The 14,170-nt window shown below is 65.2% G+C and carries 10 protein-coding genes; all 10 read left to right on the forward strand.

Annotated elements, in window-relative coordinates:
• Positions 1 to 90 precede the first annotated feature (90 nt).
• The 10 genes from egtD to QA861_RS04225 all read left to right on the forward strand — a co-directional run bounded on the left by egtD (position 91) and on the right by QA861_RS04225 (position 14,046).
• Positions 91 to 1,071, forward strand: coding sequence for an L-histidine N(alpha)-methyltransferase (gene egtD, locus QA861_RS04180; protein ID WP_334586824.1), 981 nt, complete (start codon positions 91 to 93; stop codon positions 1,069 to 1,071).
• 905 nt (positions 1,072 to 1,976) lie between these two features.
• The gene (locus QA861_RS04185; protein ID WP_334586825.1) at positions 1,977 to 2,627 is read left to right on the forward strand and encodes a hypothetical protein; all 651 of its coding nucleotides are present in this window, start codon (positions 1,977 to 1,979) and stop codon (positions 2,625 to 2,627) included.
• A gap of 252 nt (positions 2,628 to 2,879) precedes the next feature.
• Positions 2,880 to 4,163: a tyrosine-type recombinase/integrase gene (locus QA861_RS04190; RefSeq protein WP_334586826.1), complete on the forward strand. Its 1,284-nt coding sequence runs from the start codon at positions 2,880 to 2,882 to the stop codon at positions 4,161 to 4,163.
• Entirely contained in the window at positions 4,160 to 6,076 is a 1,917-nt protein-coding gene (locus QA861_RS04195; protein WP_334586827.1) for a hypothetical protein, read from the forward strand. Before QA861_RS04190 ends, QA861_RS04195 begins: the two co-directional genes overlap by 4 nt.
• Complete coding sequence (locus QA861_RS04200) at positions 6,073 to 6,420, forward strand: hypothetical protein (protein ID WP_334586828.1); 348 nt, start codon at positions 6,073 to 6,075, stop codon at positions 6,418 to 6,420. The genes QA861_RS04195 and QA861_RS04200 overlap by 4 nt, the downstream gene beginning before the upstream one ends.
• A complete protein-coding gene (locus tag QA861_RS04205) occupies positions 6,417 to 8,207 on the forward strand; it encodes a hypothetical protein (RefSeq protein WP_334586829.1) in 1,791 nt (596 codons plus the stop codon). The genes QA861_RS04200 and QA861_RS04205 overlap by 4 nt, the downstream gene beginning before the upstream one ends.
• A 16-nt stretch (positions 8,208 to 8,223) precedes the next feature.
• The gene (locus QA861_RS04210; protein WP_334586830.1) at positions 8,224 to 8,586 is read left to right on the forward strand and encodes a hypothetical protein; all 363 of its coding nucleotides are present in this window, start codon (positions 8,224 to 8,226) and stop codon (positions 8,584 to 8,586) included.
• Positions 8,587 to 8,730: 144 nt separating this feature from the next.
• Positions 8,731 to 9,612 (forward strand): radical SAM protein, encoded by an 882-nt coding sequence (locus QA861_RS04215; RefSeq protein WP_334586831.1) that lies wholly within the window; start codon positions 8,731 to 8,733, stop codon positions 9,610 to 9,612.
• On the forward strand, positions 9,609 to 10,055 hold the full coding sequence (locus QA861_RS04220) for a DUF6375 family protein (protein ID WP_334586832.1): 447 nt from the start codon (positions 9,609 to 9,611) through the stop codon (positions 10,053 to 10,055). The genes QA861_RS04215 and QA861_RS04220 overlap by 4 nt, the downstream gene beginning before the upstream one ends.
• Positions 10,042 to 14,046 carry an NACHT domain-containing protein gene (locus tag QA861_RS04225; protein WP_334586833.1) on the forward strand — a complete coding sequence of 1,335 codons (4,005 nt, stop codon included), beginning with the start codon at positions 10,042 to 10,044 and terminating at the stop codon, positions 14,044 to 14,046. The genes QA861_RS04220 and QA861_RS04225 overlap by 14 nt, the downstream gene beginning before the upstream one ends.
• Positions 14,047 to 14,170: the final 124 nt, after the last annotated feature.

A 14,170-nucleotide genomic window follows, 5' to 3' on the forward strand; every position in this document is an offset into this window, starting at 1 on the left:
GGTGCCCGCTGCTGCCGGCGTTGCGCGATCGACAAGGAAACTGCGATCCCGGCACTCCGCCGATGTGGCGTCGACCGAAGAGAGGCACGCATGAACGACAACCGGGCCTATGGCTACACCGACACTCTCGAGGCCGAGCACTACGCCAAGGCACTTCGCTCTGACATCAGCGACGGACTGACCCGCACCCCGAAGTCCACGGCGCCCACGTGGTTCTATGACGCCCGGGGCAGCGAACTCTTCGAGGAAATCACCCAGCTCCCGGAATACCCCTTGTGGCGGGCGGAACTGGGACTGCTCCAACTCCATGCCCAGGACATCGCTGTGCGGACCGGAGCACGAAGCCTTGTCGAGCTCGGGTCCGGGAGCTCAACGAAGTCCAAGCTGATCATCGAGGCACTGGGGCCGAGCGGATTGCACTACGTCCCTGTCGACGTCAGTGCAGACGCGCTCCATCAGGCCAGCGCCCAACTCGTCCAGGACTACCCGGGGATCCGTCTGCACGCCCTCCGCGCCGACTTCACGACTTCCCTCGTCCTACCGACGCTGCCCGAGGACGGCCCACGCCTCATCGCCTTCCTTGGCAGCACGCTCGGGAATTTCCGACGCCCGGCCCGTGGACCGTTCCTCCGCGGGCTCCGAGACATCCTCCGCCCCGAAGACTTCCTTCTCATCGGCGCTGACCTGGTCAAAACCGAGCAGGAAATGATCGTCGCCTATGATGACGCTCAGGGCGTCACGGCCGAGTTCGACAAACATCTGTTGCACGTCTTGAACCGCGAGCTGAACGCCGACTTCGATCCGGATGCCTTCGACCACGTATCGGTGTGGAACGGCACGGAAAGCCACATCGAAATGAGACTGCGCAGCCGAGTCGAACAGCTCGTCAAGATTCGAGACCTTGACCTGGCAGTGCACTTCGCACGCGGAGAAGAATGGATCACCGAGCGGAGCGCGAAATTCACGCAGGCCGGACTTCAGGAAGAAATGACTGAAGCGGGTCTCCGTACGAATCAGCTTTGGGCAGACACCAACGCCGGCTTTGCGCTCATCCTCGCCACTGCTCGCTGAACAAGCTGGTGCACGACCCTCGATGAGTCCAGATCGCTGCTCTGCTGACGGGACAGCGGAGCAGCGACGGCTGGAAAGCAACGCGCGCGCTCGACCCCGACTTCACCGGTCACATCGACCGGCACGATCTTCGATGGCTGATGATCGACGCTTGGCGCATTGCCTCACCTCCAATTGCGCACGAATGCGGCAACCCGTCGTTCGAAGTCATTTTCGAACGCGGCGTCAAGGGGTCACCCATATGGGGATTCACGGGACAACGGAGCAGGCCCTCGGATGATCCTTAAATCGGATCCGGTCCTTGCCCGGCCCCTGGTTTACGACGGGGGCTCCTCTGTGCGTAATTTCCGCACGAAAGGTGTTGCCCCATGCCTGCGCTCTCCTCTGACGGCAGTGAACCACCCCAGCCTTCCAGCTTGTCTCCGACGGCGGTTGCCTTCCGGGCCACTGACGGCCGCACGCACACCTTCAGGCTGGCTGAACTACCATGCCCCGCCCTGCACTTGGAGATGGCTATGTGCCTGACCGAGGCACTGAAGTCGGTAGGCGCACTGCCCACGGCTCAGGCGTGCTTCTCCACCGTACGGCGCTTCCTGGCTTTCCTGGACTCATTGGGCGAACCATTGGATTCCCTGTCGTCCCTGCGCGCACGGCACCTTGGGCAATACGTAACCATCCGGAGGACCATGGCTTCCGCGGGCGCCTGCTACCAAGACATGACTTCGCTGTGCAGGCTCCTGCGGAATGCACCATACGGCAGCCTGTCTCCGGAGGTCGGAACTCTAGTTACTACCGGGGGTCGCCCTCCCTTCACCCGACCGGGCTCAAGACTGGCTAAGAACCTCTTGCGGCCAACCCGGGAACAACCCGTTTCTTGCCTCACTCGCCGCGAGTTCGAGCAACTCATGCGCGCGGCCGTGGGTGACGCTGTCGCCGTCCGCGACCGAATTGACCGGGGCGACAGCCTGCTGGCGGCGTACCGGGCCGACCCGCCCAGTTCGGCCGTCACCGACGTGGAGATCGAAAGCCTCGACCTCCACGTCCTCGATCTCTTCGACCGGACCAACAGCCCGGCCAGGAGAGCCGACGTCGCCCGGGGCCTCTTCCTGACCAGGGAAGACTTGGCACCACTGCTTGTACTGGGAACCGGGCTCTCCGGGCTCCGCCCCTCCGAGCTCCTGAATCTTCCCGCCTCACACCAGCATGACACCGTACGGGGCACCGTAACCATCAGAGTTCCGGACCGCCGGCACGGAGGCCACGCCCAAGTTCGATGGGAGCTTCGGGCTTCCGACGATCAGCCCTTGGGCCCGGGGGACCTCTACCTAATGGTGCACCGGCTCACCGAACGCGCACGCCGGGCGTCGGGCTCTGACCGGCTGTGGTGCCTGTGGTCTCTCACGGGTCCCTGCACCCTGCCACCGCGTTCGGCAGCCCCGCTGTTGAAGGAGTGGGCCCACCGCCACCGCCTGTCCGACGACGCCGGTCTGCCGCTGGAGCCGACCCTGCTCCAGGTGCGGCGCGCGTACGCTTCGCTGCTGGCCAGCGGCGGCTGATCTCCGGTTTCAGCAGCAGCCCGATCCACCGATCCTTCCCCAACCGCTGCGACAGGCATCATGAGTGACACACGATGGCGGGTCTTTCACACCCGCCGCGGCCTGCCCCGCCCCCAGAGCGGGGACCCGCTCCTCGACACGCTGTGGGACCTGGACGAGTGGCTTGACGATCACGACATTCTGGACCGGCAACCGTACTTGATCAGTCCCAAGGGCCGGTACGACATCCAGCTCAACCACATTTTCGACAGCATGCTCAAGGCCGCGCCAGTCAACACCAGCCAGGCGATGGCCTACGACCTGGTGCTATGGCTCACGTTCTTGTGGGTCAGCCGGGGCCGTCGCGACTGGCGCGAGGCCACCTCGGGGGATCGCGCTGCCTACAAACAGTGGAGGACGGCAGACCCCCGCGGGCCGCATGTCGCCTTGACGACGTGGGACCGGGAAGTCGCCGACATCAACACCTTCTACAACTGGGCGGTCTATCACGGCTATACGCGCGCGAACCCGATCGTCCAGCGCGAGAGCCGCATCCGCGATCCTCACCACCACGGTGCCGGCACCACCACTCCCGCCGAGGCATCCCGGCAAGGCTCTCTCAACGATGTCGAGTGGATGACCGCGGCCATGTACCGGCTGTGGCGGGACATAGGCCTGCGCGGTCTTTCCGCATCCGGGCTGCCCAACCCGTCCTTCCGGGGCAGGTTCGCCTCCCGAAACGCCACCTACAGCGACCTCATGATCCGCACCGGACTGAGGCTGTGCGAGCAGACCGCACTCTCGCTGTTCGACATCCCCACGCTGCTGCCTGGAGTTGACAACGCCCGCGCATGGCTGCCTGAGGCGATCGCGAAGGGCGGCTCGGCCCGCTGGGTCTACTACCCTGCCTCGGTCCTTCAGGCGCTTCGGGACTACGCCGAGATGGAACGGCTGGACGCCATCGACTACGCCCGCGACAAGGGGTTGTACGAGCAGGTCCGCGATCCGTTGATCGTCACCGACCGGCGTGACCCCGTCGTCTTCGTCGGCGGGAATCGGATCACCGTGGACAAGCTCGACAGCCATGAGCGGCAGCGGTTGTTCATCGTCACTCCCGACGGCTTGGAGCCAGCCGCACTGTGGCTCAATGAATCGGGCCTGCCCAGCGGAAATTCCTGCTGGCAGGAGGTATTCAGAGCGGGCAACCGACGCTGCCGCCGGGCGGGGGTGGACCTGTCCTCACACCCTCACAAACTGAGGCATTCCTTCGCCGTCATCACCCTTGAACAGCTCTGGCGAGGACATCTGCATGACCTCGCCGAGTCCAACCCCGGGCACCGCCAGACCTACCAGATGGTCTTCGGCGACCCCTTGAACTGGGTCCGCATCAGACTCGGTCACCGATCGATCACCACGACCTTGAAATATCTGCACACCCTCCAGGAACTGGAGATGCAAACCCGCATGGCCCTGGTCCCGGACACTTGGGAACCCGTCGCCGCTGCGGCTGCCCAGCCTGCCTCCGAGATCACGGCAGATTCCGAGGGCGCGGCATGAGCGAGCAGATCTTGCACCAGTCCCGCCTCGCACCCACTGGTCCTGGCCGTAGCTCCGCGATGCCCTCGGGGCCGTACGACTCCGTACCCGTCAAGCACAGCGAGCAGGGTGCGCTGACGGTGCGGTTCACCGGCGAGGACGGTCGCACAAAGGACTACGACTTCACTCGGCTGCCATTGCCGCGTATGCACAGGGACCTCGCGATCGCGTTCGCGGCCCGGACCGGACCGACTGGCACTCTTCGGACCAAGTCCAGCGCCAACAGCGCCTATCTGGGAATCCGCCGGCTGCTCGCCTTCCTCGAGTCCCTCCACGCACGGCCCACTTCGCTCGGGGAACTCAGGCCCCGACACCTGGAGCGCTATCGCCTCGAGCGCTTGAAGACCGTGAAGGTCGGCCCCGTGGGCATCGAGTTGGCCCTCCTGCGCATGGTGCTCGCCTCAGTCACCCCTGACACAGAGTTGTCGCCTCAACTCCGCGAGTTCCTGCAGCAACCCGGTCACCATCGCAACGGTGCCAAAGCCGTCGGCAGGCCCGGCTACTCGGACCGAGAGTTCCGAGCACTGGTCACAGCCGCTCGCAGCGACGTGGTGGGCATCCGGGAACGTATTCGGGTCGGCGAACAGCTCTTGCAGACCTTCAGGAACGACCCTGAAAACCTCGACCCCGAGGACCGCATCTTGGCTGCCCATCTCGACGCGATGGACCAAACAGGCCGCATACCCGACGTTACCTGGACCACCCGCCTCACACAGCGGGTACAGCACCGCTTCGCGCGCGTCGCCCTCGCGCGGCATCTCTACCTCACCCAGGACGACCTAACGCCCCTATTGCTGCTGGGAGTCGCGTTGACAGGCCGCAACAGCGAAACGATCAAGGAGCTCCCGGCGCAGCACCGGGTCCTTGAAGGACGCGCGGTAGCTGTCGCCCTCACCAAGCGTCGGCGAGGCAAATCACAGAGTCGCGAGAGCGTGCATTGGGAGATCGGCACCAGCGAGAGTCGCCAGTTACACACCCCCGGCGGCTTCTACCTGCTGCTGCACGATCTGATGCGCCGCGGCCGCCGTCTCACAGGCGACACGCGGGTGTGGAGTATCTGGGCCGGCATCGCCGGGCGGCCGGCCGATGACCCCGCCGGGCAAGGCAAGCACTCCTCGCTCGGCCACATCGACCCGTATGCCCTCAATTTGACACGCGACTTGAAACTGGGCAGATGGGGAGCATCACATGGGCTGACCGACGACGACGGAAATCCGCTGGAGATCAACCTTAATCGCCTCAAAACAACCGTCGAAGTACGACGGACGCGGGCAGTGGGCGGCCACCTGCCCTCCGCCTCACGCACCAACACCATGGACGTCTCTTTCATCCACTATCTCCAAGGCGACCCCCGGATCCGTGATTGGGCCGACCAGGTACTCACCACAGCCATCAACGAAGCGGAGGCCAACGCTCGGGCATTCCGGCCACGCATCCTGGTGGCCGGCGGCGAGGCCGCCCTAAATAGCAGCCCGGAAACCGTGGCGGATGATCTCGGCATCAGCCCGGAACTTCTAAGTCGTGTGATCCAAGGCGAACTCGACACCCTGGCGAGTGCTTGCCTGGCCATCCATCGCAGCCCATTCACCGACGCGGACGTCTGCAACGTTTCCTTCCTGACTTGCCTGCGCTGTCCAAACGCACTGATCACCGAACACCACCTGCCAGCCTTGCTTTCCGTCCGCGATCTCTTGCAGACGGCCCGAGACACGCTGCCACTAGACGATTGGGTCGAGGAACATGGCCGAACCTGGCTCGCGCTCACCCAATTGATTCTTCCCAAATTCAGCGAAGCGCAGCAGGCCAAGGCCGCTACGAAGAAACCTGTCTCCCTTCACCTCAGTTTCCTCAGCGGCCCCCAGGAACCTCGATGACCTCTCTCGCCCTGCGCAAGTCCGACTTCACCGTCATTCCTCCGACAGCGTTCATCCTGCGCTCCCGCCCTCTGCGTGAGCACATTGAACTGGCGACAACCTCACGCTTCAGCGACGATATCTGGACTCTCACGCCGGCCGTACACCAGGTCCACAAGCGCCAAATATCCCTGCATTTCCTCGACGTTCCCATACAGTTCCGTCAGACGGTCAAGGAACTGATCTTCGCCCTGCTGGTCATCGATCTTCCCCGGGGCACAAGGAAATCCGAGTCATCACTATCTATGCCCGGTTCCTCCAGATCAACCAGTTCCTGGTGTGGGTCGACCAGAGAGGGGGGATGAAGCTGAATTCTCTGACATCACAGGACCTCTTGGACTTCCAAGTGCATATCAAGAGCGAGCGCAATTCCCGCGGCAACGATCTGGTCAAACTTGCCTCGGTACGGCTCTTGTGGCAGTTCCGCAGCAAACTCACGTCCGACACTCTGCCGCTCGACCCACATCCTCTTTGGTTCGACGCCACCGTTCACGGCCGCCGCCAGAGGTCACAGGCCCGCGAGAATCGAACACCGAGGATCCCCGAGCAGGTCCTGGCGCCGCTGATGACGTGGGCGCTGCGCTGGGTGGAGGACTTCGCCGACGACGTTCTGCGGGCCCGGAACGATTGGGCCGAACTGCAGGCCACCGTGCCTGATGTCGATCGAACTCGCGGCGTCACGACGCGACGGCTGACCGCCCTTCTGTCCGAGTACCGCGCGGACAGACGTCCTCTTCCCCGTGCCGGCAGGACGCCGAAACCGATCCAGGGCCGCGCCCCGGTCAACCTCAATCATCTGGCCCGCGAAGCGGGCGTGCACCAGGAAACCATCAGCCAACAGCACATGTACTGGCACCTCATCCAGGAAGCCCTGGATGAGGTAGGGCTGGACAACGCCACTTACCTTCGCACGCCTATCCATGCCTCCCTGGACAGGGAACCGTGGCTACGGGCCGTCGCCACTGACGAGATCGGGACGATGCTACGACGGCTGCAGTCCGCCTGCTACATCGTCATTGCGTACCTGTCCGGAATGCGCGACGCCGAGATCAAGCACTTGGAACGGGGTTGCCTGCAACGATGGTGCGACGAGGATGGCGAACCCATCAGGTACAAGCTGACCAGCCAGGCTTTCAAGGGAGAGAACACCCCTCTCGGGATCCAGGCGACTTGGGTCGTCACCGCGACGGTGGCCCGAGCCGTCGACGTACTGGAGCGGCTGGTCCCCGAGCCCCAGCGCCTTCTCTTCGCATCGCCTCCCGTACCGAAGCGCACCAGGGGCAAGGAAGTGGACCAGGACACGACACCCCACCCCAAGCAATCACACACCACGGTCAACGACATCAACGCATTCTCTGCCTGGGTCAATGACTACTGCGCCGAGCGTCGGCGAAGCGATGGAATTCCCACAGTCGACGGGCACCCATGGAGGTTCACCACTCGTCAGTTCAGGCGGACACTGGCCTGGTCCATCGCCCGACAGCCAGGCGGGTCGATCGCAGGCGCCATTCAGTACCGCCACCACAGCATCCAGATGTTCGAGGGCTACGCCGGCACATCATCCTCCGGATTCCGCCAAGAAGTGGAAGCCGAACAGGCATTCACCCGTAGCGAACAGCTCTGCGATCTCATCCTCGATGCCGCCCCCGGGCGGCTCACCGGACCCGCAGGCGAGGAAGCCGAAGCACGGCTGAAGGCCATCGCGGGGGATGTGCAGTTTCCCGGAAAGGTGATCGCGGACCGCAAGCGCCTCGAGCGCCACATCACACGGCACGACCCACATGTCTACCCCGGAGAATTCGTGACCTGCGTCTACAACCCCGACCGGGCGCTGTGCCGCCGGGCCGAAGCCGACGGCCCGTCGCTCCAGCACTGTCAACCCCTCGCATGCCGAAACGTCGCCCTCACCACCGGCAACATCGACGCCTTCCGTCGCTGGATGCTCCAAATGGAAGAGCGCCTAGGCGACCCCACGATGGCTCCGTACCTCCGAGGCCGTCTCGCACAACGACGGGACGAAGTCGCACAGTTCCTCGCTGACAACGACATCCCCCAGGGGGACAACGGTGGCACGGCCAACGATCACGGATGAGGAAGTCCGTACTGCAATGCACATTGTCCTGCGCGAGGCAGCCGACGCCGGCCGGCATGCGACCATCACCGCCGTCGAACGACGCCTGGGCATCGCCCACCCGACCTTTTACCGCAACTTCCCGCACCTGATCACCTGGTTCAAGCAACAACAGGCCGCCAGCCAACAAACCCCAGAAGGACCAGCTGTCCCTAACTGCAGACCCTCAACAGATAAGATCGCGGACCTCCGCCGGGAGAACAGGAATCTTCGAACCACGGTGAAGGTGTACGCAGAAGCTCTCCGGCAACTCACTCTCGACTACGCAGAGTTGGAATCAAGGTTGGAGCACAAAATGGGAGTGATCAACCTAGCCTCTCGACGGAGCGAACACGACTGACAGGCAGCGGCCGGAGCCAAGTCAGGCCCGAGAACTGTCGACTGGACCTCGTGGAGGGGGATGCGTTCGCGGAACATTTCCCAGTCCCACCTCGGTATCGCAGACAGCGGTGGCATCATGCTGTCGATGAGGTGCAAGATCCGCATGTCCGCGTCTGGGGTTCACCTGTTCGACCGCGTCTCCGGGGTGAACGTGCTGCTCGACGAGGTGCGTGTTCCCGCTGGGCGGTTCTCCCGCGCTCCGCGGTACCTGTCCGTAGCGCTGACGAACGCGTGCGAGCTCCGCTGCGTCTACTGTTACGCGCCCAAGCATGCCGCTGCGCTCGACAGAGAGCGTGTGCTGGCGTGGGCGGTGGAACTCGACGCCGCCGGATGCCTCGGTGTCGGTTTCGGAGGCGGGGAGCCAACCGCGTACCGACGCTTCGCCCAGCTCTGTTCGGATATCGTCCAGTCCACGTCCATGGCGGTGACTTTCACGACGCACGGGCACCGGCTCACACCAGAACTCGTCAGTTCTCTGCGCGGGGCCGTGCACTTCGTGCGTCTGTCAGTCGACGGGGTCGGCACCACCTACGAGCGGCTCCGCGGCCGGCCGTTCGCAGCCGTAGTCCGGGCGGCTGCATTGCTCGGCTCGCTCTCCCCTTTTGGCATCAACGCGGTCATCAACGCCGACACCATCGGCGAACTTGACGACCTCGCCGCGTTCGCTGACGAGGTCGGTGCGTCCGAACTGCTGCTCCTGCCGGAGCAGCCCACCGCGGCTACCCGCGGCATCAGCGACGCCGACGCACAGCGCCTCGTCGAATGGGCCGCAACCGCAGGAACCGAGGTCCGACTCGCGATCTCGCGTACCGGCCTCGAAGCGGCACTACCGACCGCAGAGGCCATCCCCGGCGAACTCCCCCTCGACGCGCACATGCATCTCGACGCGACCGGCGTCCTGCGCCCCAACGCCTACGCAAGCACGGGAGTGCCAGTCGTGGGTTCCATCATGGACGTCGTGCAGACGCTGAAGGAGACGGGATGAGGATCTGGAACGGCTACGGCTCGGAGCACTCGATGAACCTCGTTCTGATCGGCCGATTCGAGACGGTCACCGGTGCGCAAGCAGCGGAGGAGCGGATGGAGGCACTGCAGGCCCTCGCCGAGGCTGCGTGGTCCGACGACGACTGGCAGAGTCCCGAGGAACGCATGCCGCGCGAACTCGGCGAAGCACTGAGCCAGATGAAGCTGTATGACATGGGGCGATCCGACGTCGATGCTTTCGCTCTCGATCACAATGTCACCCGTGAGGCGCAGACGGTCCGGATCTGGACCGACGAGTCCGACGTCCAGGGATTCCTGAAGGTCCTCCTCCACCACGGTGCGAAAGTCGAGGTGTTCTCGCGCCACACGTGGGACGAGGACGCTGTCACCCGATCCGATGCCACGGACGCGAGCAACAGCCGGAGCGACGGTGGATCTGACTGAGCTGGCACGCCTACCCGGCGCGGCCGACCAGAACTTCGAAGCGCTCACGCGGGCCATCGTCTCCCGCCGCTACGGCGCGCTGGGCACTATGCGAGAGCGCCGCAACCAACCCGGCGTCGAGTTCTACATGCACGTCGACCACGCCGGCGACCTGGGCGATCCCGACCGGATCTGGGGGTGGTCGTGCAAATGGTTCATCCTCAACAGCAAGAACGAGCTCAGCGCAGGCCAGCGCACGCAGATCGAGGACTCCCTCACCAAGGCGATCAAACACGTCGTAGGACTGACCGACTTCGTGCTCTGCCTGCCACAGAGGCCCGCCAAGGGTGACGAGGAGTGGATCAACGGCCTCAGTCGGCGAGATGTCCGCGTCAAACTGTGGTCCACCGAGAATTACGACGCCGAACTGGCCGGACACGACGAGCTCCGCTCCACCTTCTTCGGCGAACTCGCCCTCACCCCGGAGAAGCTCGCGCGAACCCACGAGCAATCTGTGGCACCGGTTGCGGCCCGGTGGGCCCCGCAGCTGCACACCGCCCACCACGTGGAGCACCGCATCGACCGGGCCTTGTTGCGTCCGGCGTCGTTCGAGTGGCTGCAGCAGCGCACCGACGACGTCACAGCACGGCTCCAGGCACTGCGCGCAGCCCTGGGCGGCCTCGACACCGATCCCCGTGCCGGTGCCGAGGAGATAGCCGACGATCTGGAGGGGTTCGTCGACGGTCTGCGCGCCGTCATTGACGCCGGGAGGGACCTTCGGCCCTGGGAAGTGCGCGAGCGCCTCGCCGACCATCAACCTCCGGGAACCTCTCCCCGAACGCTGCGACGCCTGGTGCTGAAGCTCAGGCAGCGTCGCCTTCCCGAGGCGCCGCTCGTCACCGGTCTCGGAGCCGAGATCCGCGACATCGTTCACTGGCTGACCGAGACACGAGCGGACGCCGAAGCCCCGCTGCTCGCTGTTGTCGCCGCTGCCGGGCAAGGCAAAACCCACCTCGCCGCGCAGATGACCTCGCCGAAGGACCGGCCGACAGCCGGGGTGTTCATCCAGGGGGCAAGCCTGCACACCGGCGACACCCTCGACGACCTCGCGCGACGGATCCCCGGACTCAGGGTCGACCGCCTCGAGGACCTCCTGGAAGCGCTCAACTCGGCCGGAGCTCGTGCCGGCTGCCGGATACCACTGATCATCGACGGTCTGAACGAGGCCGAGCGGCCCCTGCAGTGGCGGACCCTGCTCGCCGGACTGGTACCGGCCCTGGGCAGCTATCCCCACGTCGCGGTGATCGTCACCCTCCGCGAGGTGCTCGCCGACCAGACCCTCCCGCAGCACACCGTGCCCCTGGAACTGGAGTGGCAGCACGCGGAAGTCGACGACATCCTGCGCGTCTACTTCGACCACTACCTCATCAACCCGGCCGACGCGTGGCTTCCGGTCGACACTTTCCACAACCCACTGTTCGTCCGCATGTACTGCGAGGCCGCGAACCACGACCGCCTGGTGCCGGTGGGCGCGGAGGCCCTGCCGCAGTCCCTCATCGGCGTCTTCGAGCTGTACCGCGATGGTGTGACCGAGAGGCTGGCACTGGACCCGGCCCGCATTTCGGTGCCAGCCGACCAGATCAAGCGCCGCCTCGCCACTATGGCGAGACACCTTTGGACGCACAACGTCCGCCGGCTCCCGTTCGACGAAGCGCGAAGAATCCTCGACGCCGACCAGCCGAACTGGGACGAAAGCCTGCTCCGGCGCCTCGTAGAGGAAGGAGTGATCTTCCGCGAGGAGATCAGGGATTCCGACGACACCGAGTGCGGCTTCGTTTTTGACCGCCTCGCCGGCTACCTCATCGCCGACGCGATCCTGGTGCGCATGCCCTACGCGGACGTCAACGAGCAGCTCGCGGAGACAACTCTCTGGCAGTCCCTCGTGGGGAACGACGCGCACCCCCTCGGCGAGGACACCCTCATCGCTCTCATCTCACTATTGCCGCGCCGCTTCACCGGGCACCACCTGTGGCGCGTCGCCCCCGATGAGCACCGTTCGACCGCGCTCGCCCAGGAACTCACCACCGAGTCGGGCTTTCTCGACGACGAGACCGTCGAAGCGCTCGCAAGCGCGCTTGTCACCGCGCGCCCAAGCAACAGGAAGGGCCGACCCGCATTCGACCGTCTGTGGGAGATCCGCAGGTCCGCCGCGCACCGCCTGAACGCCACCTTTCTCGACCAGGTCCTGCGCCAACTGCCCCTTTCCCAACGCGACCTGCGCTGGACCGAATGGGCTCGAGGCCGGACTCGCCGGCTCACCACCAACCTGAACCGAGCGATCGACAGGTGGACCGAGAGCAGCAGTCGCGCCGAGAGCGACGACCTGGACGCCCTGGCCATCGCCTGGCTGCTGGCCTCCACGAACACGGGCATGCGGGACCTGGCGACGAAAGCCCTCCAGCGTTACGGCCGGCCGGAGCCCAAGCGGCTGTTCGACCTCGCTGCCCGGATGCTCGATGTCGACGACCCCTACATCGTCGAACGGCTCGTCGCCGCCGCGTTCGGCGCCGTCAGCACCCACCAGATGCCCGATCCCGGCGGACCGCTGGAACAAGCGCTGCGGGACTGGCTGGTGCGACTGCGTGACAGCTTCCTCGACGGTGGGACCACACCCACCTCCCACGAACAGCTGCGCGGCTATGTACGGGCCGTCTACGAGTTCGCCGGCACCCTCCACCCCGCTGCCGTCCCCGACGGTGTCGACGCCTTTGCACCGAGGTTCGCCGCCGTGACGCCCGCCGAGGTGATGGAGGATGACGACCCCAACGCCGAGGAGTGCGACCGCACCTTCGGCATGGACTTCGAGAACTACGTCATCGGAACTGCGATCAACGGCCGGGACAACTACGACTTCGACCATCCCGGCTACCGCAGGGCCCGTGCCGAGGTCATGGCCCGCGTCTGGGAACTAGGCTGGCGCGAGGCAGAGTTCGGCAGTGTCGACCAGGCCATCGCAACGAGTACCAACCGGCCTGCCAGCACCCACGAGAACGTGGAGCGCTACGGGAAGAAGTACGGCTGGATCGGGTATCACGAAATGGTCGGCCGCCTCGTGGACGCCGGCCATGCACCAGCTCGGTTCGGGACCGCGGAACGTTTGATGCCCGACATCGACCCAACCTTCCCCGACACGCCCCCAGTGGTGCCCATGCCCCTTCCGCCGTGGGCGCCCGCGGAGGCCACAGATGATCGGACGTGGGTCACGTCCGGGACAGTTGCCATCCCGGACCAACTGTGGTCACCCGAGGAAATCCACGGAGTCGACGGCGGCTGGCTTCTGGTCGAGGGGTATCTGAGTCACCGCCGCGAGGGCCGGACGGTGTTCGGATTCTTCCGCACCCTACTCCTGGACCCGAAGGACGCGGAATTCGCACACCAGCTCGCCAGCGAGCGCCCCTACCTGGGTAACGACTTCTTCCCCTCGCTGCCGTCGGTCCGTGACGTGCTGGCCTCGGAGATGCCGTGGAGCCCCAGGTTCAAGCTGACCTTCGGCTACGACGTGCCAGACGCAGTCCCGCCCCCGGCGCTGCGCTGCCACTGGCAGGACAACGGCATCAAGCTCCACCAGGTCGCTATAGATTTCTCCTCCGAAAACACTTCGGAGACCGGGCTCGGCGGGGCTTATGACGTGCCGTCGTACGAGTTCGCCACCCGGTTCGGCCTGCGCCAACTGCCTGGCACCTTGGACCTCGTGGGCCTAGACGGCCGGCGCGCCTCCGCGGCTTTCCGCGCGGATGAGCCCTGGCGCGGCCACCTGCTCTTCCTGCGTCGCGATCTCGTCGAGGACTTCGCCGGCGATCAACGGATAATGCAGGCGGCCTGGGGCGAACGCGAAGTGACCGTCGACTGGCGCTCTGTTCCTTCCTGGGTACGCGAGGCTCAGCGCAGCCACGCGAACGTGTGGCGCCACATCCGGATGCTCGGGGCGGCTCAGCGCAACCCCGAAAGCTGACGGGCCGAACGCTGCTCCGACCTGATCGCGGGCGCCGCACTGGTGCTCGCGGCAGCCGCCGCCTGGTGGTGCATCTCCCGCCAGGGCTGATCACAACCTGACACCGATGTGATCATGGGGAGCG

The sequence above is a fragment of the Streptomyces sp. B21-083 genome (assembly GCF_036898825.1).
Taxonomy (GTDB): Bacteria; Actinomycetota; Actinomycetes; order Streptomycetales; family Streptomycetaceae; genus Streptomyces.

What these genes read in the sequence shown, in the direction of transcription:
- QA861_RS04215 (WP_334586831.1), top strand. Translation starts at nt 8,731, where the DNA reads ATGTCCGCGTCTGGGGTTCACCTGTTCGACCGCGTCTCCGGGGTGAAC.
- QA861_RS04185 (WP_334586825.1), top strand. Translation starts at nt 1,977, where the DNA reads ATGCGCGCGGCCGTGGGTGACGCTGTCGCCGTCCGCGACCGAATTGAC.
- QA861_RS04190 (WP_334586826.1), top strand. Translation starts at nt 2,880, where the DNA reads ATGCTCAAGGCCGCGCCAGTCAACACCAGCCAGGCGATGGCCTACGAC.
- QA861_RS04195 (WP_334586827.1), top strand. Translation starts at nt 4,160, where the DNA reads ATGAGCGAGCAGATCTTGCACCAGTCCCGCCTCGCACCCACTGGTCCT.
- egtD (WP_334586824.1), top strand. Translation starts at nt 91, where the DNA reads ATGAACGACAACCGGGCCTATGGCTACACCGACACTCTCGAGGCCGAG.
- QA861_RS04200 (WP_334586828.1), top strand. Translation starts at nt 6,073, where the DNA reads ATGACCTCTCTCGCCCTGCGCAAGTCCGACTTCACCGTCATTCCTCCG.
- QA861_RS04205 (WP_334586829.1), top strand. Translation starts at nt 6,417, where the DNA reads ATGAAGCTGAATTCTCTGACATCACAGGACCTCTTGGACTTCCAAGTG.
- QA861_RS04210 (WP_334586830.1), top strand. Translation starts at nt 8,224, where the DNA reads ATGCACATTGTCCTGCGCGAGGCAGCCGACGCCGGCCGGCATGCGACC.
- QA861_RS04220 (WP_334586832.1), top strand. Translation starts at nt 9,609, where the DNA reads ATGAGGATCTGGAACGGCTACGGCTCGGAGCACTCGATGAACCTCGTT.